Annotated in this window: 19 protein-coding genes; 5 read left to right on the forward strand and 14 right to left on the reverse strand. The window is 53.3% G+C overall.

Annotation, left to right across the window (positions count from 1 at the left end; translation table 11 throughout):
- Positions 1 to 57 precede the first annotated feature (57 nt).
- From L379_RS06245 to L379_RS06225, 5 genes are read left to right on the forward strand one after another with little or no spacing between them, the layout of a single operon-like run.
- Positions 58 to 906 carry an ABC transporter permease gene (locus L379_RS06245; protein ID WP_255360355.1) on the forward strand — a complete coding sequence of 283 codons (849 nt, stop codon included), beginning with the start codon at positions 58 to 60 and terminating at the stop codon, positions 904 to 906.
- On the forward strand, positions 906 to 1,805 hold the full coding sequence (locus L379_RS06240) for a carbohydrate ABC transporter permease (RefSeq protein WP_017692842.1): 900 nt from the start codon (positions 906 to 908) through the stop codon (positions 1,803 to 1,805). Before L379_RS06245 ends, L379_RS06240 begins: the two co-directional genes overlap by 1 nt.
- 14 nt (positions 1,806 to 1,819) lie before the next feature.
- Positions 1,820 to 3,220, forward strand: a complete 1,401-nt coding sequence (locus L379_RS06235; RefSeq protein WP_032654647.1) for an extracellular solute-binding protein — start codon at positions 1,820 to 1,822, stop codon at positions 3,218 to 3,220.
- On the forward strand, positions 3,217 to 4,428 hold the full coding sequence (locus L379_RS06230; protein ID WP_032654651.1) for an ADP-ribosylglycohydrolase family protein: 1,212 nt from the start codon (positions 3,217 to 3,219) through the stop codon (positions 4,426 to 4,428). Before L379_RS06235 ends, L379_RS06230 begins: the two co-directional genes overlap by 4 nt.
- A gap of 1 nt (position 4,429) precedes the next feature.
- Positions 4,430 to 5,485, forward strand: coding sequence for an ABC transporter ATP-binding protein (locus L379_RS06225; RefSeq protein ID WP_015571586.1), 1,056 nt, complete (start codon positions 4,430 to 4,432; stop codon positions 5,483 to 5,485).
- 65 nt (positions 5,486 to 5,550) lie between these two features.
- Here L379_RS06225 and L379_RS06220 read toward each other — a convergent pair whose 3' ends face one another.
- From L379_RS06220 to flgG, 14 genes are all read right to left on the reverse strand, one after another.
- Entirely contained in the window at positions 5,551 to 6,054 is a 504-nt protein-coding gene (locus L379_RS06220; RefSeq protein WP_015571587.1) for a chemotaxis protein CheW, read from the reverse strand.
- A complete protein-coding gene (gene cheA / locus L379_RS06215; protein ID WP_032649208.1) occupies positions 6,051 to 8,039 on the reverse strand; it encodes a chemotaxis protein CheA in 1,989 nt (662 codons plus the stop codon). The genes L379_RS06220 and cheA overlap by 4 nt, the downstream gene beginning before the upstream one ends.
- Complete coding sequence (gene motB, locus L379_RS06210; protein ID WP_032654655.1) at positions 8,026 to 8,931, reverse strand: flagellar motor protein MotB; 906 nt, start codon at positions 8,929 to 8,931, stop codon at positions 8,026 to 8,028. The genes cheA and motB overlap by 14 nt, the downstream gene beginning before the upstream one ends.
- On the reverse strand, positions 8,928 to 9,824 hold the full coding sequence (gene motA / locus L379_RS06205) for a flagellar motor stator protein MotA (protein ID WP_017692837.1): 897 nt from the start codon (positions 9,822 to 9,824) through the stop codon (positions 8,928 to 8,930). Before motA ends, motB begins: the two co-directional genes overlap by 4 nt.
- A gap of 85 nt (positions 9,825 to 9,909) precedes the next feature.
- On the reverse strand, positions 9,910 to 10,482 hold the full coding sequence (gene flhC / locus L379_RS06200; protein ID WP_015571589.1) for a flagellar transcriptional regulator FlhC: 573 nt from the start codon (positions 10,480 to 10,482) through the stop codon (positions 9,910 to 9,912).
- 1 nt (position 10,483) lies between these two features.
- Positions 10,484 to 10,834, reverse strand: coding sequence for a flagellar transcriptional regulator FlhD (gene flhD / locus L379_RS06195; RefSeq protein WP_023295279.1), 351 nt, complete (start codon positions 10,832 to 10,834; stop codon positions 10,484 to 10,486).
- Between the two features lie 356 nt (positions 10,835 to 11,190).
- Complete coding sequence (gene fliA, locus L379_RS06190) at positions 11,191 to 11,919, reverse strand: RNA polymerase sigma factor FliA (protein ID WP_026094273.1); 729 nt, start codon at positions 11,917 to 11,919, stop codon at positions 11,191 to 11,193.
- Between the two features lie 169 nt (positions 11,920 to 12,088).
- Entirely contained in the window at positions 12,089 to 13,717 is a 1,629-nt protein-coding gene (locus tag L379_RS06185) for a methyl-accepting chemotaxis protein (protein WP_032649212.1), read from the reverse strand.
- 65 nt (positions 13,718 to 13,782) lie between these two features.
- Positions 13,783 to 14,676: a flagellar hook-associated protein FlgL gene (gene flgL, locus L379_RS06180; protein ID WP_017692833.1), complete on the reverse strand. Its 894-nt coding sequence runs from the start codon at positions 14,674 to 14,676 to the stop codon at positions 13,783 to 13,785.
- 11 nt (positions 14,677 to 14,687) lie between these two features.
- Positions 14,688 to 16,328, reverse strand: a complete 1,641-nt coding sequence (flgK, locus tag L379_RS06175) for a flagellar hook-associated protein FlgK (protein WP_017692832.1) — start codon at positions 16,326 to 16,328, stop codon at positions 14,688 to 14,690.
- 104 nt (positions 16,329 to 16,432) lie between these two features.
- Complete coding sequence (gene flgJ, locus L379_RS06170) at positions 16,433 to 17,362, reverse strand: flagellar assembly peptidoglycan hydrolase FlgJ (protein WP_032654658.1); 930 nt, start codon at positions 17,360 to 17,362, stop codon at positions 16,433 to 16,435.
- On the reverse strand, positions 17,362 to 18,426 hold the full coding sequence (locus tag L379_RS06165; protein WP_045324746.1) for a flagellar basal body P-ring protein FlgI: 1,065 nt from the start codon (positions 18,424 to 18,426) through the stop codon (positions 17,362 to 17,364). Before L379_RS06165 ends, flgJ begins: the two co-directional genes overlap by 1 nt.
- Positions 18,427 to 18,484: 58 nt before the next feature.
- Positions 18,485 to 19,198, reverse strand: a complete 714-nt coding sequence (locus L379_RS0124265) for a flagellar basal body L-ring protein FlgH (RefSeq protein WP_032654661.1) — start codon at positions 19,196 to 19,198, stop codon at positions 18,485 to 18,487.
- 62 nt (positions 19,199 to 19,260) lie between these two features.
- The gene (gene flgG / locus L379_RS06160) at positions 19,261 to 20,043 is read right to left on the reverse strand and encodes a flagellar basal-body rod protein FlgG (protein WP_015571595.1); all 783 of its coding nucleotides are present in this window, start codon (positions 20,041 to 20,043) and stop codon (positions 19,261 to 19,263) included.

Below are 20,043 nucleotides of genomic sequence, written 5' to 3' on the forward strand. Positions count from 1 at the left end.
ATATCCCGTATGGCAAGTTGCCGCCAAAAGTTACGCCGGTGGTGGCCCTTCTATGTCATGGCCCTGCCTGGGGTTATCTATTTTTTTATCTGGCACTATTTACCCATTTGGGAAACCAAAATTGCTTTTGAGCAGTACCGTATTATCCCGCCGAATATCTGGGTCGGGATGCAGTATTTTGCCACGCTGATGTCATCCCCTGTTTTCTGGCAGGTGCTACAGAACACGGTGATCATCGCCGCAATGAAACTGATTTTTATTTTTCCGGTTCCCATTATCGTGGCGCTCTTGCTCAATGAAGTGCGCTCATCCGGTTACCGTAAATTTGTCCAGTCGGTGATTTATCTGCCGCACTATCTCTCCTGGGTGGTGATCGCCAGCATCGCGATTGCCACGCTCTCACCGGTTGATGGCGCGGTTAACGACATCATTAAATCGATGGGCTACGATCCGATCCCGTTTATGACCGACAGCGGTTCCATCCGCTGGGTGCTGGTGTTCACTGAAATGTGGCGCAGCGCGGGCTGGGATTCATTACTTTACATCGCGGCGATCCTCGCCATCGATCCACAGCTGTATGAGGCGGCGGAAATGGATGGTGCCGGGCGCTGGCGCAAAATCTGGCACATCACCCTGCCCGCGATTACCCCCACCATCGCCACGCTGTTTATCCTCAACGTCGGGCTGTTTCTGAGCCAGGGCTTCGATCAGGTCTTCAACATGACCAACGACGTGGTGAACGGGCAGATAGACATCATCGATACCTACGTCTACCGCATGGGCCTGCGCACCGGGGAGTTCTCGCTGGCGACCGCCGCAGGATTATTCAAAGGCGTGATCGGCATGATTCTTATCGTGCTGGCCCATAACGTTTCAAAACGCCTGACGGGTAAAGGAGTCTGGTAATGCGCATCTCATCACGAAGCACCCCATTTGAGCGCATCGAATACGTGCTCATTCTCTCTGTACTGATGCTGCTGGTTGTGGTGACGCTACAACCGATCCTCAATCTGGTGGCAATCTCCTTCTCCAGCCCGGCAAACGTGCCCGGTATGAGCGGCCTGGAAATTATCCCACAGGGCTTTTCGCTGGACGTCTGGAAACTGCTGCTGACCAACGAAGCCGTGCTGCGCGGGTTTGGTAATGCGATGCTGATTACCGTGGTGGGCACCATCATCAACGTGGTGTTCACCGTGCTGCTGGCCTGGGCGCTGGCGCAAAAACGCCTGCCGGGACGCCGCTGGCTGTTTATGTTTGTCCTGTTCACCATCGTCTTTGAGCCGGGCATCATCCCCGATTTTCTGGTGATGAAAAAGCTCGGGCTGCTGAACAGCTACTGGTCCGTCATCCTGTATCGCGCCGTCTTCGCCTGGTACCTGATTATTCTGGTTCGCCTGTTCGAAGAGATCCCGGAAGAGCTGCTGGAAGCCGCCGAACTCGATGGCGCGAACCCGTTCCAGACGCTGTGGTACGTCATTATGCCGGTCGCCAAATCGTCCATTGCCATGATCACGCTGTTTTACATGGTGCTGCACTGGAACGAATTTTTCCGCGCCATGGTGTACCTCAACGACCCGGACAAATGGCCGTTGCAGGTGGTGCTGCGTCAGTTTGTCGTCGAGGGCGATAAGCTGGCGATGGTCGGCGTCGAAAGCATGTCGAACTACACCGATGCCAGCCAGATCAGCATCAAGGCGCTGAAAGCCGGGATGATTACCTTAACCATCGCCCCGCTGATCGCCATCTACCCGATTATTTTGCGCTTCTTCACCAAAGGCACCATGTCCGGCGCGGTGAAGGGTTAACAGGAGCGATGACGATGAAATTATTCACAGCAATCGCCTGCGGCCTGCTCTTATGCCAGGCCGTCTGGGCCGAGCCGGTCACTATCCGGATTGTGGAAAAAGATCTGCTGACCACTAACCGTGAAGATGTTGCGCATATCCAGCGAATAGAGCAGGCGCTGGCGCGTCAGGGACACGATATCAACATTGAGATCGTCAACCTGTCGTCTTCCGGCTACAACGACGTGCTGAACGTGATGCTGCTGTCCGGCACCATTCCTGACCTGATCTACTTCAACGGCAGCGACCAGAAGATGGTCGAACAGGGCATTCTTGAAGACTGGCGTCCGTGGATTGCGCAAACCCGCTATCTGAAAGAGGCGCTGTGGCCGCACAACCGGCTTCGCCTGCAAAACCATCCGACCCTGCTGTATGTCTTTCCCCTGCGCGCGCGCCAGCCGGTGATCCGCGAGGACTGGTTACAGAAGAGCGGGCTCAGCGCATCCCCCAAAACGCTGGCGGAGTACGTCACGCTGTTCAATGCGATCCACGCCGGTGACTACAACGGCGACGGTAAGACGGATAGCTGGGGGATCACCTCCGAGAAAGACCTGCGCGATCTCGACGGTTTTATGAACCCGGCGTTTGGCATTCACGCCACCTGGCTCAAGGACGACCAGGGCAAGCTGATCAATGCCCAGATAAGCCCGCAGGAGCGGAGCAAGCTGGAGTTCTACCATTCGCTGTATCAGAAAGGATTGCTCTCCTCCCAGTACATCACCACCAACTGGGAGCTAAAAGAGGATGAGTTTTATACCGGCAAGGTTGGCGTCGTGTCCGTCTCTTCACCGGGCAACGTCGGCGTGTACCAGGAAAAGATGCGCCAGATCCATCCTGACGCCACCCTCACGCTGCTCGACCCACCCGAAGGCCCGGCAGGAAAAGGGCTGGCGGCGGTAGACGTCTCCATGGAAACGCGCGGTTTTGCGATGTCCTCGCTCTCGAAACATAAAAAAGAGGTGATGATTCTACTCGACTTTCTGGCAAGCCCTGAAGGGCAAATGATGGAGCAGATGGGCTTCGAAAACACGCACTACGTTCGTGAGGGCAACACGATAAAAGTGACGCCGAAAATTAACGCCTGGTATCCCCGGTTTATCCAGGCCGCCAACTGGAAACCGCCTGTGGAGTGGCGTACGCCCGCGATGCTGCGCTATATCGACAATTCACAACGTTATTTTACGGCGGATAATGCCTTTATCTTCCCGGCGTCGTTTGCTGCCGCCATCGACTCAACCAGCAGTATTTATAACCAGTGGGCGTACCAGTTTGTCTCTGGCAAAGCGTCGTTTGACCAGTGGAATGAGTACGTCAGCGCCTGGAAAGCCGCAGGTGGAAACGCTATGACCGAATATGCAGAGGAAAAACTAAAATGACTGTGACTCAAACCGCTGATTTATCGTTCACTTCCCGCATTCTGGGCATGCTGTATGGCGTTGCGTTCGGCGATGCCTTAGGCGGACCGGTTGAAAAACTCTCTGCACGGCAAATCGCGGAGAAATATGGCCGCGTCACCTCCATCAACCAGCGCTGGCACCGGATGGACGAACCGTCTGCAAGGCGCAACAATCGCGTGCGCGGCAACGGTATCATCACCGACGATACGCTGATGACGCTCTGCCTGATGGAGATTTACAACGAGCTGGGGCGCCACGTTGATGCGTGGGATATGGGGGAGTCTTTTGTGCGCAAGATTGCCTGGGAACCGCGCTGGGTGCCGGAACTGGACCGGGAAGCACTGGTTATTGAGCGCCTGTTTTATCCGGAAAAATGGATCTTCCATCGTCTGCAACTGGCCGCCTGCGATCCGCGCCAGGGCGGCGTCGGCAATATGGTGAACTGTGGCGCGGCGATGTATGCCGCCCCCATTGGGGCCATCAATGCCTGCAACCCTGAGGCGGCGTACCAGGAAGCCATTAACTTCACCCAGGGGCATCAGCAGAGCTATGGTCTGGAGGCTGCGGGCGTCTTCGCCGCCTGCGTGGCTGCGGCATTTATTCCAGGCATCACCATTGAGGCCATCACCAGCATCGCATTCAAACTGGCGAAAGACGGCACCCGCCAGGCCATCGCGGCAACGCTTGACGTCGCGCGTCACTATCGTGGAGCCGCATGGGATTATCAACAGGTCGTTGACGCCTTGCACGCTGCGCTTTTGCCCTTCTCGCCGATGGGGGATGACCTGATGCATGGCCCGGAAAAAGCGGGCGTTCCGACCATGGCCTACCAGCCCTCACGTCTGATGTCGATTGAGGAGCTGCCGATGGCGCTGGCTTTCTGCCTGCTGCGCGAAGGCGAGTTTCGCGGCGCGGTGGAAGATTCCATTAACTCAGGCCGTGATACCGATTCTATCGGGGTGATGAGTGGCGCGATTTTAGGTGCTCTGCACGGCGAAGCCATTATTGAACCTGAGGTGCTGGCGGGTATTGATAGCGCCAACCGCCTGGATCTGCGTACGGCCGCGCTGCGCTTCAGCGAATCAGCACAACACATCATTCAGCAGGATCTCGCTGCGGCGGCGCTTTACCGCCAGAACGTGATGCCATTATTGCAGCCAGGCCACGCCGCCGGGCGAGGAGAGTAACATGAGCCAAATCGTTTTAAATAATCTCGGCAAATCCTACGGCAACGTCAGCATCATTAAAGGGATCTCGCTGAGTATTCATGAAGGCGAATTTATTGTGCTGGTCGGCCCATCCGGCTGCGGGAAATCGACGCTGCTGCGTATGATTGCGGGTTTGGAAGACATCACCTCCGGCGAACTCCTGATGCACGGCGAGGTGGTCAACACGCTGCCCGCCAAAAAACGCGATATCGCCATGGTGTTCCAGAGCTATGCGCTCTATCCACACATGAAGGTGCGGGACAACATGAGTTTTGCCCTGAAGCTTGCCAGCGTCTCAAAAGCGGAACGGATGGCGCGCGTGGAAGAGGCAGCGGAAATCCTCGGCCTGACGCATCTGCTCGATCGCCTCCCGCGGGATCTTTCCGGCGGCCAGCGTCAGCGCGTGGCGATGGGACGCGCGCTGGTGCGTGACCCGAAGGCCTTTTTGTTTGATGAACCGCTCTCCAACCTGGACGCCAAACTGCGCCATAAAATGCGCGGCGAAATTCGTAAGATCCACCAGCGGATGGGGCGCACCACCATCTACGTGACGCACGATCAGACGGAAGCGATGACCATGGCGGACAGGATTGTGGTGCTGAATGCCGGACATATTGAACAGGTCGGCACCCCGGAAGAGCTGTACCGTAACCCGGATAACCTGTTTGTCGCGGGCTTTATCGGCACGCCGGAAATTAACACCCTTAAAGGCGTGATTCAGCACGGCGAGATTGTGCTCAACAACGGCTACCGCTTCCCCTGCCCCCTCCGCTCACATATTGAAGGGATGGAGATCATCTGCGCCACCCGACCGCACTATATCCGGCTCGGCGAGTCAGGGATGCCAGCGGAAATCGTGCTGATAGAGATGACCGGGGAAGGACAGGAGATCCGGGTGCGTATCAACGATCAGGAGCTGATCGTGGTGTCCCATGAAAAGCTGGATATCAACGTGGGTCAGAAGGTCTTCCTCACCGTAGACGCGGAAAAAATGTTCTTGTTTGATGCCCAGACCGGTAAGCGCCTGCGGTCATAGAATGCTTAATCAATCCCTCCTGCAATCGCAGGGGGATTTTATAATGGCGGTGGGTATATATCAGGCTAGGCCAGGCTAGTTTCCAGCATCGAATCCACCATATCCATCTCTTCACGGCTGAGCAGCATTTCGATATTGACCAGGATGATCATTCTGTTTTCCATCACGCCAAGCCCAAGAAGATAGCGGCTTGATAGCATGGACGCGAAGTCCGGCGTCGGTTTAATCTGATCCATGTCCATCGACAGCACGTCAACCACACCGTCTACCACGATTCCTACAACGCGATTATTGAGGTTAAGGATGATCACTACCGTACTGTCATCCTGCTGAACGTCAGGAAGACTGAAGCGCACGCGAAGGTCAACTATTGGCACTATCACACCGCGCAGGTTGGTCACGCCGGTGATAAAACCTGGCGCGTTCGGGATACGAGTAACGCTATCGCATCCACGTATCTCTTGTACCTTCAGAATGTCGATCCCATATTCTTCGTTACCGAGACGAAAAACCAGATACTCCTGCGCAATGGCGTCCGCGCCCGCAGGCTTTGTCGTTGTTTGGGTCATGCTGTTACTCCTTGCTTGCCGAACGTCGGCCTGACATGGTTTTCCTTTTGTCCGTTCATCGTCGACAGTTCAACCACGTCGAGGATTAGCGCAACGCTGCCATCACCGAGAATGGTCGCGGCTGAAACGCCCGGTACTTTGCGATAGTTCTGTTCGAGGTTTTTTACCACAACCTGTTGCTGACCAATGAGCTGATCGACCCACAGGGCGTAGCGGCATCCAGCGCTTTGGACGATCACCACAATGCCATCTTCAGGTGCGGTCTCGCCGGGCACCGATAGGCGCTGACGCAGCATCACCAGCGGAAGATATTCGCCACGAATTTGCAGCAGACGTTCCTCCCCGACGAAGCGGCAGAGCATATCCTCGCCGGGCCTCAGCGATTCCATTACCGCGCCGAGCGGCAGAACATAGATCTCCTGTCCAACTTTCACCAGCATGCCATCAAGGATTGCCAGCGTCAGCGGCAGAATAATGCGTATCGTCGTGCCTTCTCCCGGCTTTGAAAGGACTTCGACATGGCCGCCCATGGCCATAATGTTACGACGGACCACGTCCATACCCACGCCGCGCCCGGAAACATCCGTCACGCTTTCTGCGGTGGAAAATCCCGCGGCGAAAATCAGCATCCATACGTCCTCATCGCTGAGGGTGTCGCTGATATTCATTCCCTGGGAGCGGGCTTTCGCGAGGATTTTCTCCCGGTTCAGTCCGGCACCATCATCAGTCACCTCAATGATGATATTGCCGCCATGATGTTCCGCCGAGAGGATAAGATTGCCCACTACCGACTTCCCCTTACGGGCACGTTCTTCTTTCTGCTCAATGCCGTGATCGAGACTGTTACGCACCAGATGAGTCAGTGGGTCGATAATGCGTTCGATCAGGCTCTTATCCAGCTCGGCCGAGCCGCCACGAAGAGTTAGCTCTACCTCTTTGTTCAGGCGAGAACCCAGATCGTGCACCAGCCGCGGGAAGCGGCTAAACACATAATCCATTGGCATCATTCGAATTGACATGACTGATGACTGAAGCTCGCGTGTATTACGCTCCATTTGCGCCACGCAGCTGGAGAGCATGTCGTAGCTCGCTGGATCAAGTTTTTTGGAAAGCTGAGATAGCATCGCCTGGGTGATGATGAGCTCACCCACCTGGTTAATGATCTGATCGACTTTACTGACCGCCACGCGGATGCTGCCCGATTCCTGACTATTACTGCGGGCTGGCACCGGCGCGGCAGGTCGTGAAGGCGGTTCTGAATGGTCCGCGACTACAGAAGCCTTGTCCGTAACAGGAGAAGTCACTTCAACCGACGCTGGTTGAACGACATGCTCGATAAGGATTTGCGACTCTTCAAGCACAAAACACAGCACCGCGGAGATATCGTCGGCAGAGGCGCTCGTGCGCAGCTGAACCACCATGCCATCATCAGCCTTCTCCGTAGCGACAATCTCTCCCATGTGGGATAACTCTTCCTGAAGCATTGCCCGCTCGCTTTCAGGAATTTTCTTCAACGTCACGCAGAGTAAAGGCTCACCATCAGCTGCCCCCTGCTGCGTCGCGGCTTTGTCTTGCAACTCGACTGCCGTCTGGGCATGTTTGTCTTCCAGAGCAATCTTGCGCAGGGCTTCACAAATATAGCGATAACTCGCTTCATCAGGTTCCTGCGAAGACTGATAGGCTTCCAGTTGCGCTTGCATAATGTCTTTACATTCCAGAAATAGATTAACGGTCGTTCGGTTAAGCGAGCGTTCTCCGGCTCGCACCTGGTCAAACAGGTTCTCAAGTAGATGCGTGGTCTCTTGCAGGGCATTAAAGCCAAAAGTCCCTGCCCCGCCTTTCAAAGAATGCGCTGCGCGAAAAATGGCATTTACCTGTTCAGGATTCGGCGATGCGGCATCAATCTCCAGCAAATGCTTCTCCATCTCGGCCAGCAGCTCTTCCGCTTCGGTAAAAAAGATCTCGGTGAAATCATTCATGTCCATCGCTGTACCCCCTTACCTCCTGCTGCGTAGTGTTGTTCAGGACGTTTTCTGGGCGATGCATGCGCGTGTCTTCCAGACGGATATACTGTTCTTTGGTTTTACTTAATACCAAAATGCTAATACGGCGATTCGCCGGACTTGAGGGATCACTGTTTTCTAAAGGCATACGGCTTCCCGTGCCGATCACGCGAAGAAAACGCTCATCGTCAAGACCTGCTTTAACCAGCACGCGGCGCGCGGCGTTGGCGCGTCCGGAAGAAAGTTCCCAGTTACTGTATCCGGAGGTGCCGCCCGCATAGGGAAGCGAGTCGGTATGGCCGGTGAGACTGATTTTATTGGGCAACTCCTGCAACAGCGGCACAAGCGCCTGCAAAATGCCGTTCATATAGGATTCCGGCAGCTCGCTGCCTACTCTAAACATCGGGCGATCCTGGCTGTCGGTGATCTGAATGAGCAGGCCGTCGTTGGTAAGACGCAGCATAATGTTGGATTTAAAGTTATTGAGCCGGGGATCGGTTTCGATCATCTGCTGCAATTTATCTCTGGCCTGTTTCAGGCTCTCCATCCAGCGCTGCCGCTCGCTCTGTACCCGCTTATGATTCGCCACTTCTCCGTCCTGCTTCATCAGATCGTCACCGCCGCCGGGGATGATGCTGTCGCTCAGGCTGGTTTTGTCGCCATTGGCCATAGATGGCTTAAGCGGCATGCGGAAGTAATCGGCGATCATCTCCCGCTGCACCGTGCTGGACTGAGAAATCAGCCACATTACCAGGAAGAACGCCATCATCGCGGTCATAAAATCGGCGTAGGCGATTTTCCACGTACCACCGTGATGAGCATGCTTTTTCTTCTTTCGCTTGCGCGAAATGATTATCGGGGAATCGTTTTTCATGCCGTGGCATCCGCAGACTTAGACTTAAGGCTGGCGCTGGATTTCACTTCCCGCACATGCTCTTCAAGCTCCTCAAAGGAAGGCCGTTCGCTGGTAAAAATGGTTTTTCGGCCAAACTCCACGGCAATTTGTGGCGCATAGCCGTTTAGACTGGAGAGCAGCGTGACTTTTATACACTGAAGGATTTTGACCTGATCGGAACTCATCTGACGCAGCAGGGTTGCGAGCGGTAATACAAACCCGTAGGCAATCAAAATTCCGAGGAACGTGCCCACCAGCGCGTGGCCAATCAACATTCCGAGCTCGGCTGCGGGTCGGTCCGCGGCACCGAGCGCGTTCACTACCCCCATGACGGCAGCCACAATACCAAAGGCCGGAAAGGCATCGCCGACGGTATTCAGACTGTGGGCCGGAACCTCAAGCTCCTCTTCGCAGGTTTCAATTTCTTCATCCATTAACGCTTCGATTTCATGCGAGTTCATACTTCCGCCAATCATCAGGCGGAAGTAATCGAGGATAAAGTTGCTTAACATCGGATCGCTCATCAGACGAGGATAAGCGCTGAAAATTTCGCTGCCCGCCGGATCTTCAATGTCTTTCTCAAGTGACATGAGTCCCTGAACACGACTTTTTGACAGCAGCAAAAACATAAGCGCCATCAGGTCCATATAAACCGTTTTGTTGTAGCGTTTCCCCACGAACAGCTTCACGATAGCTTTACCCGTCGCCTTAAGGGATTTCATGTTATTACCAACAATAAAAGCGCCGACCCCGGCACCGCCGATAATTAACAACTCCAAAGGCTGGAACAGCGCGAGCAGATTACCACCAGACAGTACGAACCCACCAAATACGGTAGCAATAACAACAAGATAGCCAAAGATAACTAACACACTCTCTCCTTTTTACTCGCTGACCGATGTCGAGTGCCGTGGCATCGAATAAAACGCCATCCTGTGCATTGCCATCGAACATCCGTCAGGCTGTCATAATTTCCGGCGTGGCATAATTGCCTGCGATTCCGCTGAGGTTGACCTGCGATTTCTTAAATGCCCGCGAAGGAGGGCTACACAAACTACAGGTGAACGGGTTTTTGATGAATTCCGTCGTGACCACAAAACCACCGGAACAAACGCTACAGGCCTTACGGGAAATAATACCGCAGTCGATAAAGCGTAATAATGTCCAGGCACGCGTTAGCCCCAGGACAGGTTTATCGTCGCAGCAAGAACCACACTGCTCCAGATAAAGACGATAGGTTTTCATCAATATTTCAATAGGACGCCCGCCCCCAGTTTTCTGAAGATAAAGGTAAATGTTATAGAACATGGAAGAGTGAATATTCTGCTCCCATGACATGAACCAGTCTTCAGAAAAAGGGAGCATCCCCTTTGGAGGCGGACAGCCGCGTAACTCTTTATACAAGCGCAGTAAACGCCGACGACTTAAAGAAGTTTCAGATTCCAGAACCTGCATTCTTGCCCCAAGGTTAATTAACCCCATGGCAATATTTACCTCTTCAATTTCTTGCAATAAACTTTTCTCGCACATTTTATGCTTCTCCCGTCACAGCAGCATCGGACTCGCTTAATGAATTAAGTAAGTTTGTCGATAAAATGATGCCGGTATGAATTTGCTGAAGAGCTTCAATACGCGAATCTTTCGTCAAATTTTCGATGACCACTTCGTCATCGACGCGTAAACGACAAATCAACTGATTGGTCGCAGCCAGTTTCATCAACTGTGGTAAAGACAACTCTTTTAAATTATCAATCGTGCCTTCGGATAAGCCGAGACGAAAACTGGCAGCAAACTTGTCCTGTCTGATCAGCTGCTGCGCCAGTAATAAATAAGAAAGATTAATATCGTGAATGTTTTGCAGATACTCGTCAAAATTGGACACAAAAAGCTCCCACTGTTTTTCAACCACAAACAAGGCTAAATAGTTAAGGCAAAATGTTTACCCGGTCGATGCAGAGAGTCTTTTGGCATTGATAATCGCTGAATTCAGTCAAGCTGATTCAATAAATTATCGAAAAACTTTTCAATGCCAAAGGATGGCTACATCACAAATCTGACGAAATCATATTCATTAAGAATTTTCCTAGCAAGCTTTAAGAAAACAACGCGCACCAGAAAACTATCATAACCAAATGATTTACCTATAAAAATACACATTGTTAAACATTCTTAATTATCACGCAACGTAATTAACTTTACTTAGGAAATATTGTTAATCTTGTTAATGTTATCGCTATGTTATTCTTTCCTTAACCGATCCATTCTGCTTCGTAAGCGTTTTATCGCTAAACTGTGCAACTGGCTAACGCGCGTTTCGGTAACGCCCAAAATTAATCCAATCTCTTTCATGTTCAGATCCTGCTGATAATAAAACTGCAATATCTGCTGTTCACGCTTGGGGATCATTCGGATATGCTCAGCAATGTTGGCTATCAAGTTTTCCTGAATGGCCTCATTTAACGGATTAAGCTGTGCATTTTCGCCGTCATTACTCTCCCAACTGTCTGAATAGTTTTCCTGAAGCTCATCAATAGAGTACATCTGGCTGCTATTATTATCAGCCAGCATTTGCTGAAATTCCTTTAGCGAAACGCCCATCCGTTCAGCAATATCAGCTTCGGTCGCTTCTCCCCCCTTTTCCTGTTCGATCTGCTGAATAAGTGACACAATTTCCCGCGAATGCGATCGCACGCGCCGTGGAACCCAATCACTTTCCCGAAGCTCATCCATTAATGCCCATTTCACACGCTGTGAGATCCAGGCATTAAGGGCCACCCCTTTTTTAGGGTCAAAGCTATCAATGGCACTCAAAAAACCCATGGAGCCCGCCTGAATGAGATCGTCTAATTCGACATTGGCAGGCAGTCTCTTATGCAAACGCAGCGCTTCTTGCCTGACGATAAAATGGTATTTTGACCACAATGCCGTTTTATTCTCCAGCCCTTCAGCTGTGTATATACCGTCCACGCATTTCTTCCACCTAATCTTCACATTCTCAATTATCAGTTGAAACCACATAATCAAAAAGTGCGATAAGCTTTTATAAAAATGCGCATTCTGTTAATTTAATCATCGCGCTGCCTGACAGGAATAATTGGCGGCACTATTGACGCCAATTATTCTCTTTCCGCAGTTGTCAGAACGTTTCCCACTGCGCATTATCATTTTCAACGTGACGCAACGTCATTTTTTCCGGCGCGGGCGTATGGCGTTTTTCAACTTTTTCATCTCGCAGGGTAAACTGGGCAACAAGCTGCTCAAGCTCGTCCGACTGAGATTCCAGTTTGCCTGCCGCCATGGCCGCTTCTTCCACCATCGCCGCGTTCTGCTGAGTCACCAGATCCATCTCGTTCACGGCCTGCGAAATCTGATTGATACCCGCACTTTGCTCGTCAGAGGCCGAACTGATTTCGCCCATAATCTGCGTCACCTCAGCAACCGAAGTCACGATGTCCTGCATGACGCCGCTCGCCTGGCTTACCTGGCGCGAACCTGTATCAATATTGTTAACGCTGGTATTAATCAGCTGATTAATCTCTTTCGCTGCATCGGCGCTGCGCTTGGCGAGGTTACGCACTTCTTCCGCAACTACCGCAAAGCCACGCCCCTGCTCTCCCGCTCGAGCGGCTTCAACCGCTGCGTTCAAGGCCAGAATGTTGGTCTGATTGGCGATACTGTCGATGACGCCGTTAATATCAGCAATCTGACGGGAGCTTTCGGTAATCTGCGCCATGATAGCTTCCAGGTTTACCATCACCTCACCGCCATTTTGGGCATTCATGCTTGCCCCTTCTGCCAGACTGCGCGCCGCATGTGCGTTATCCGCATTCTGGCGTACGGTGGTTTTAATTTGCTCCATGCTGGCAGCCGTCTCCTGAAGGGCCGCAGCCTGTTCTTCGGTACGGGAGGAAAGGTCGCTGTTGCCCTGAGCAATCTCCTGGGCGTTAGAATGGATATTCACTACCCCTTCACGGATACCGGTAATGGTGTTGGTCAGGGAGACACGCATCTTCTCAAGCTCCCTGAGCATTTTGCCAATTTCGTTATCAGCGCCAGTCTCTATGGCATGACTCAGATCGCCTGCCGCTACGCGCTGAAGCATCTCAACGGTAGTTTCCATCCGGCGCACCAGCGCAATACGCAACCAGTAGCGAACGGCTAACAATACGCAAATCGCGATGGCCATCATCACCACGCTGACCCAAATCATCATCTTGTAGCTGCTTTCAGCTACTGACACATATTCGTACCCCCGGTCAGATGAGATTTCTGAATACTTCTCAATTTTTTGACGCAGCTCGGTACGCAGTTCCATATCACCGTTCATCGAGCCCGGGTATCCTTCCGGTCGCTCAAGATAGCCGAGCTTGGTTTGGACGGTGTTATAAACCAGGTCAAATTTGGCGCGAAGCTCCTCAGCAGCCCTTGTCTCTGCCAGGCTGTTGAATTTCACCTGCGCGAAAGCATCCATCTCCTTGCGCGCCTCTTTCAGCAGGTTGTGGGTATGTTTGATCATCTCTGGCGACAGCGGTTTATGCAGCGACGTCTGAAGCATCATCCCGTTCGTATTCGCCACCACCGAGTTAATGTTATATGCGGCGTTAGTCATGTAGGCGTTGCTGTCATTAACGTCCACAACGCGTTTAAAATTTTTATTAATCGTCACCGAGTTATAAACGGAAAAAGCCGTAACGCCAAACAGCATGCAAGAGATCATGCCGATAATCAGGCTGATTACGGTATAGATTTTAAGTTTATTTAACATAGATCCTCATAAGCCGCACATAAATATGCGGCTAAAACTTTCAGAAATAAGATGGAAAGATAATGTTATTTATTAAATAAATTCATTTTTTGCATTGACTGAAATACCATCATGGATGCGTTCAGCGCAAATTCTGACATTTTAGAATCCATAATGAGCGAGGTCATCGTGCTATAGTCAGCGCCAATGGCCGTCTGAACCTTGGTTATGGTGTCGTTGATCATGACGTCGCCACTCATATCAAGCGCGTCCAGTTGCTGAAGGTTGGTCCCCAGTTCCGCCTGCGCCTTACCCAGACGATCGATGCCGCCGGAAACCGCTTCGCTGGCGGCGCTCAACGCAGCATTCAGCGCATCACGGTCGATGGGATCGCGAGAAAGTTCTTCTACCGCTTTATCAAGAACAGAGAATATATCCCCGAAAACATCGCTGCCCAGGTGGCCCGTCTGCATATCCGTACCATCGGCAACGGTTTGTCGACGAGCGGTATCACCGCCGACATAGTTACCCGCATCGTCAAACGGCGCCGTATCGCTTTTAAATCCGCCAAAAATATAGCGCCCGCTCCCGTCGCGATTATTCGCGAGATCCATCAGATTGCCGCGAATACCTTTAATCTCTGCACCCAGCGCCCGACGATCTTCATCAGAGTAGCTTTCCGTTTTCGCCGCTACGATTTTTTCGGTGAGGGTGGTGGTCAGCAAATTGCCCACACCGTTCAGGATATTATCTTCATGCTCAAGTGAACTCCGCACCGTTGAACGTACGTTGCTGTAAAGCTCAAGCTTCGCCAGTGCGTCCTGATAATTTACCGCATCGGTAGCGGACTTTGGATCATCCGAGGCTCGCAGCAACGATTTTCCAGCAGAGAGTTGAAGATAAATATTATTATTATCACTCACGCGCTTTGACATGCTCTCGGCGCTCTGTTTAAACATATACAGCGTACTTAATCGCATCGGATAGCTCCTTATTTAATCGAAAGCAGCGAATCAAACATGGTGGTTGCGGTCTGTAGAATTTGCGCATTGGCCTGGTAATATTGAATAAACATCTGCATATTGACGGTTTCTTCGTTCATATCCACACCTGAAAGCGCCTGCTTCGCATCATATTTAGTTTGCAGGTCGATCTCAGCCGAGGAAATGCCCGATTTTACCGCCCGCGCGTTAGAACCAATGGTCCCCACCAGGCTTGAATAAGCCTCCGTCAGCGTGCTGCCGCCAATCAGTTTCTCATTCTGGATCTTAAGCATCTCTTCCAGATTAAGATTATTTCCCACCCCGCCCCCGGAGGCATCCGCTGCGGCAAAATCCTGTGCGCTGTTGATCGCGCGGCCAATACCCTCCGCAGCCCCAGCCATAGGATTAAAGGAAAAACTGTCCCCGGCGCTTGCGGTCACACCGGAGAGATCAATCTCAATGCCGTCAAACTCTAGCGTGGCGGAACCGGCCGGCACCTGCTTCACCAGGCGTCCGTCCTCCCCCATTACGTTCCAGTTTGTTCCATCAAAGTCGATGCTGTAATTTTCAGATTTTACGTTGGTGTAGTCCGTCACGCTGATAGCGTCGAGCGTTCCCCCACCGGCATTGCCTGCATTTGCCACCGCCTTCATAGGTGGCAGAGAGAAAAGATCGCCCCCCGGCACACCCGCTGGCGTCTCACCCAAACGGTGCTGCTCGTTCATGCGGCTCGCCATCATAAAGGCGATCTGGTTTAGCTCGTTTTTAGCGATCTCAAGATCTTCGCTGCGGAACTTAAACAACCCGGCCAGGCGGCCTTTGGTAATGCTCGCTTCGTTAACTGGCGTGGTAGTGCCGTTGCTATCAACGTAAGAGACAACGATTCTGTCAGGATCGCTTTCAGACGCTGTGGCCTGTAGCTTGCTGGCGTTTTCGCCAAAGACAAGGGGGCGACCATCCTGAAGCGTTACGTCGACGCGGCCAGATACGCTATTCTCGGTTACATCTATACCGATCTGCTCACTCAGTTTTTCCAGTAATGCATCACGTTGATCCAGCAGGTCCGCAGGCGGCGTACCGTTCTGCGCCTGTACGCGTTCCAGCTGTTTATTCACTTCTGCCAGCTGGTCGCTGATGCTATTAATTTCTTTAACGCTGGTTTCGATATTGGTGTTGGTGCTCTTTTCCAGCGCGGTGAGGCGCTTGCCGCTGTCATTGAAGCGCTGGGTCAATACGCCGAGTGAGCTGAATACTGCGGAACGGGCCGGGCCGTCATCTGGGGTTGCGCTCAGCGTCGCCATCGACTTGAACAGGTTATTGATGGAGACAGAGACGTTGTCGGATTCATCGCCCAACATATTATCAATGTCGCTCAATTGCTCCATGCGGCCGTTAAGCGAGGCCCAGTTTGAGACGGAGCCGCGTAGCTGCTTGTTGGCAAAAGCATCGTAAGCGCGATCGACGCCAGTTACCGTCGCACCGTAGCCATAAAATCCGTTTCCCGTGGTCATGCCACCGAGCTCACCAATCACAAGGCTGCGGCGGCTATAGGTATCGCTCATGCCATTGGTCAGGTTGCTGCCTACCACACTAAGAGCGGATTGCGCTACGCTAAGGCCACTTTTCGCGAGACTAAAGAGGTTGTTCATAAGGCACCTGGATATTCCGTTATTTCCAGCCCGATATTCGGGCTGGGTCAAAATTATTGCTCTGCTTTATTCATCGGTGATTGCGAATTTATCTAAAAACTTTTTTAAAATATTTTCGCGAGGTCGTTTTTATAGGCTTCTACACCCTGCTTAATATCACCTTTTACTTTCTGAATAATGGCGATCAGTTTTTTCGCATAGGCAGGATCGGTTGCGTATCCCCCCGCCTGAAGCGCTTTGGCCGCCTGCTCCGGCGAACGGGAATGCGCAACGCCCGCATAGCGCGGGTTCTTAGTGAGTAGCTTCGTATAATCGGCGAGCGCATGTTCATAGGAATCGTAAACGCGAAACGAGGCCTTTATCTTTTGCTTCACGCCGTTGATGTATTCGGTGGTCATCACCTCTGTGGTCTTGCCTTGCCAGTCACCTCCGGCCTTAATACCGAACAGGTTATGGCTGGGGCGGCCGTCAGCGGTGGGGATTTCACGCTGCCCCCATCCTGACTCCAGCGCCGCCTGCGCGAGGATCAGTTGCGGATGAACCCCGCTCTGCCTGGCGGCGATCTGTGCTGGACGCAGCAGACGAGAAATAAAGGATTGAGCCCCCTGCGCTACTTTGCCGAAGGAGACCGACGCAGACGGCGCCAGCGGACCGGTGGCGGATCTGACGGAGGAGGAAAGTCCCGGCAAATTAAGCGGACCGCTGCCGGGCGTCGACACCAATGGGCTATCGATCTCCCCGCCTGACTGGCGCACAATCATATCCGCAAACCCAAGCTGTCCGCTCCCGGCAATATTTTGCGCCACCTGCTGGTCGTGCATCGCGGTAAACATATCGGTGGACTGGCTGTGCATGAGGTCATCTTTGATGGTGGCATCGCGCATGCTCTTCATCATCATCTGCACGAAGATCCCCTCCATCTGCTGCGCCGCCGCCCTGAGCGCCCCGGGTTCAGCGCGGCGTGCATCGCGCTTTAGCGCGTCGAGAGAGCGAACGTCAAAGGCTGGCTTATCCAGACGATCGAAAGCATTCATCACTCCACCTCCAGCTTCGCACGCAGGCAGCCTGCATTTTTCATTGACTGCAAAATGGACATCAGCTCATTTGGCGTCGCGCCAAGCGTATTGAGTGCCCTGATCACCGCGTTCAGATCCGTGCTGCTGCGCACGCTTTGCAGCGAGCCGCCGCGGTCGCGTACTGAGATATCGGTTTGTGGCACCACGACGGTCTGCCCTCCCCCGAGGGGAGTATCCGGCTGGCTCACAACATTATTCTGTGTAACCTCTACCGTCAGCGATCCATAAGCTACGGCACAAGCATCGAGGGAAACATGGCGGTTCATCACCACGGCGCCGGTACGAGAGTTAACAATGACCTTCGCATCCTGTATCCCCACCCGCAGCGGAATATCCTGGATATTGGCGAGGAAACGCACCCGGGAAGGACCATCCGGCGGTGCAAACAAACGTACAGTACGGGCATCTTCAGGGATTGCCGCCCCACCGCTATAGCGACGATTAATCTCGTCGCTGATCTGCTGCGCCAGCGAGAAATCTGACTCGTTAAGCTGTAGGCGCAGCGTGTTTTGCGTGGCGAAGTCATTTGGGACTTCACGTTCAACCGTCGCCCCACCGCTAATGCGACCGCCGTTAAGCTGGTTAACCTGCACGCGACTGCCGCCAGCCTGCGCGCCAGCCCCGGAGATCAGCACATTGCCCTGCGCCATCGCGTAGATCTGGTTGTCCGCCCCTTTAAGTGGCGTCATCAGCAGCGTACCGCCACGCAGGCTCTTCGCATTCCCCAGAGAAGAGACCACGATGTCGATCTTATCCCCTGAGCGGGCGAACGGCGGCAGTTCGGCCGTCACCATCACCGCGGCAATATTTTTCAGCTGCATGTTGGTGCCCGCCGGTACGGTGATCCCAAGCTGGGACAACATATTATTGAGGCTCTGGCCCGTAAACGGCGCCTGCATCGTCTGGTCGCCCGTGCCATCAAGCCCTACCACCAGCCCGTAGCCCATTAGCGAGTTGGAGCGCACCCCCTGCACCGTGGCCAGATCGCGAATTCGCTCGGCCTGCGCCGGCGTGTACAGCATCGGAATGCTGAGCAGCAGGCCGAGAAATAACAGAATGGATTTTGTATTCATCGTCGTATCAAAAAGGAGAAAGGTTCAGGAACAGGCGTTGCAGCCAGCCCATCGTCTGCGCTTCGTTGATGTAGCCGTTGCCGACATACTCTATGCGCGCATCCGCTACCTGAGTTGAGGGCACGGTGTTGGCCCCGCTGATGGTGCGAGGGTTCACCACACCCGAGAAGCGTATAAACTCGGTCCCCTGGTTTATGGCTATCTGCTTCTCACCGACCACCTGTAAATTGCCGTTCGGCAGGAGTTTATTTACCGTCACCGTGATGGTGCCGGTAAAGGTGTTGCGCGCTGCCGCCCCGCCCTTGCCGGAGAAGTCGCTTTTTCCCTCCGCGTTAAAGTCAGCTTTGCCGTTACCCAGCCAGCTGCTCGAGCTGCCCGGCATGGCCAGTAATCCCATTCCGGCCGATCCATTACGGTTGGCACTGGCGGAGGAGCTCTTGCTGGCGCTAACGTTTTCCTGAAGCAGGATCGTCAACGTGTCGCCCACGCTGCGCGGCCTGCGGTCTTCAAACATCGGCTGATAGCCATAGTTCATGGCCTGTCCTGCCTGGAACAGCGAGCCGCCGGTTGTGACCGGTGCCATCGGTAATGGTTCTGCCGACGTTGGTCCGTCCACGAGCGGTTTTTGCAAAATATGCGCGCAGCCGCTTAGCAGCAGCACGCCCGCCAGCAGTGCAGGACGCGATAGCCCTGTTGGACTGTATGTAAAAAGTGTTTTCATTTACGTGTCGATAAACCATCTATCCGCCCGAGCCTGCGCCCGGAGCGGTAAGAGAGAGGAAATTAAAGCTGGGTAAGCCTCTGCAACATCTGATCGGATGCAGAAACGGCCTTACTGTTGATCTCGTAGGCGCGCTGGACCTGGATCATATTGACCAGCTCCTCAGCCACGTTGACGTTAGACGTCTCAATGTACTTCTGCTTGAGCGTACCCGCATCTTCAAGGCCCGGATTCAGTTCATTCGGTGCGCCGGAGGATTGCGTTTCACGATAGAGGTTGCCGCCAATGCTTTCGAGACCGGCATCGTTGACAAAGGTCGCCAGGGTCAACTGCCCCACCTGCTGCGGCTGAGCCTGACCCGGGAGCGTCACGCTGACGATACCATCAGGGCTTATCTGCATCTCTTTGGCGTCCTGCGGTACTACGACGCCCGGCAGAATGGGATGGCCTTCTGCGTTTACCAACTGACCGTTTTCATTTTTATCGAAATGTCCGTCACGGGTGTACGCGGTGCTGCCGTCAGGCAACTGCACCTGGAAGAAGCCTTTGCCTTCGATAGCGACATCGGTATCGTTGCCGGTCATGTTCAGGCCGCCCTGAGTATGCACGCGCTGGGTAGAGACCGGACGCACGCCGGTACCCAGCTGGAGGCCGCTTGGCAGCGTTGTCTGTTCGGAAGCCTGTGCACCGGGCTGGCGCATGGTTTGATAAAGCAAATCCTGGAACACCGCTCGCTGGCGCTTAAAGCCGTTGGTATTGACGTTCGCCAGGTTGTTTGAAATCACGTCCATATTGGTCTGCTGTGCTTCCAGACCGGTTTTTGCGATCCATAATGACCGAATCAT

Origin of the sequence: Enterobacter sp. MGH 33, from assembly GCF_000534535.1 — a bacterium.
Lineage (GTDB): Bacteria > Pseudomonadota > Gammaproteobacteria > Enterobacterales > Enterobacteriaceae > Enterobacter > Enterobacter hormaechei_C.

Excerpts from the sequence above, each read along its gene's own strand:
- L379_RS06245 (WP_255360355.1), top strand. The coding sequence starts at position 58 with ATGGCCCTGCCTGGGGTTATCTATTTTTTTATCTGGCACTATTTACCC.
- L379_RS06240 (WP_017692842.1), top strand. The coding sequence starts at position 906 with ATGCGCATCTCATCACGAAGCACCCCATTTGAGCGCATCGAATACGTG.
- L379_RS06235 (WP_032654647.1), top strand. The coding sequence starts at position 1,820 with ATGAAATTATTCACAGCAATCGCCTGCGGCCTGCTCTTATGCCAGGCC.
- L379_RS06230 (WP_032654651.1), top strand. The coding sequence starts at position 3,217 with ATGACTGTGACTCAAACCGCTGATTTATCGTTCACTTCCCGCATTCTG.
- L379_RS06225 (WP_015571586.1), top strand. The coding sequence starts at position 4,430 with ATGAGCCAAATCGTTTTAAATAATCTCGGCAAATCCTACGGCAACGTC.
- L379_RS06220 (WP_015571587.1), bottom strand. The coding sequence starts at position 6,054 with ATGACCCAAACAACGACAAAGCCTGCGGGCGCGGACGCCATTGCGCAG.
- cheA (WP_032649208.1), bottom strand. The coding sequence starts at position 8,039 with ATGGACATGAATGATTTCACCGAGATCTTTTTTACCGAAGCGGAAGAG.
- motB (WP_032654655.1), bottom strand. The coding sequence starts at position 8,931 with ATGAAAAACGATTCCCCGATAATCATTTCGCGCAAGCGAAAGAAGAAA.
- flhC (WP_015571589.1), bottom strand. The coding sequence starts at position 10,482 with ATGTGCGAGAAAAGTTTATTGCAAGAAATTGAAGAGGTAAATATTGCC.
- L379_RS06185 (WP_032649212.1), bottom strand. The coding sequence starts at position 13,717 with ATGTTAAATAAACTTAAAATCTATACCGTAATCAGCCTGATTATCGGC.
- flgL (WP_017692833.1), bottom strand. The coding sequence starts at position 14,676 with ATGCGATTAAGTACGCTGTATATGTTTAAACAGAGCGCCGAGAGCATG.
- flgK (WP_017692832.1), bottom strand. The coding sequence starts at position 16,328 with ATGAACAACCTCTTTAGTCTCGCGAAAAGTGGCCTTAGCGTAGCGCAA.
- flgJ (WP_032654658.1), bottom strand. The coding sequence starts at position 17,362 with ATGAATGCTTTCGATCGTCTGGATAAGCCAGCCTTTGACGTTCGCTCT.
- L379_RS06165 (WP_045324746.1), bottom strand. The coding sequence starts at position 18,426 with ATGCTGTACACGCCGGCGCAGGCCGAGCGAATTCGCGATCTGGCCACG.
- L379_RS0124265 (WP_032654661.1), bottom strand. The coding sequence starts at position 19,198 with ATGAAAACACTTTTTACATACAGTCCAACAGGGCTATCGCGTCCTGCA.
- flgG (WP_015571595.1), bottom strand. The coding sequence starts at position 20,043 with ATGATTCGGTCATTATGGATCGCAAAAACCGGTCTGGAAGCACAGCAG.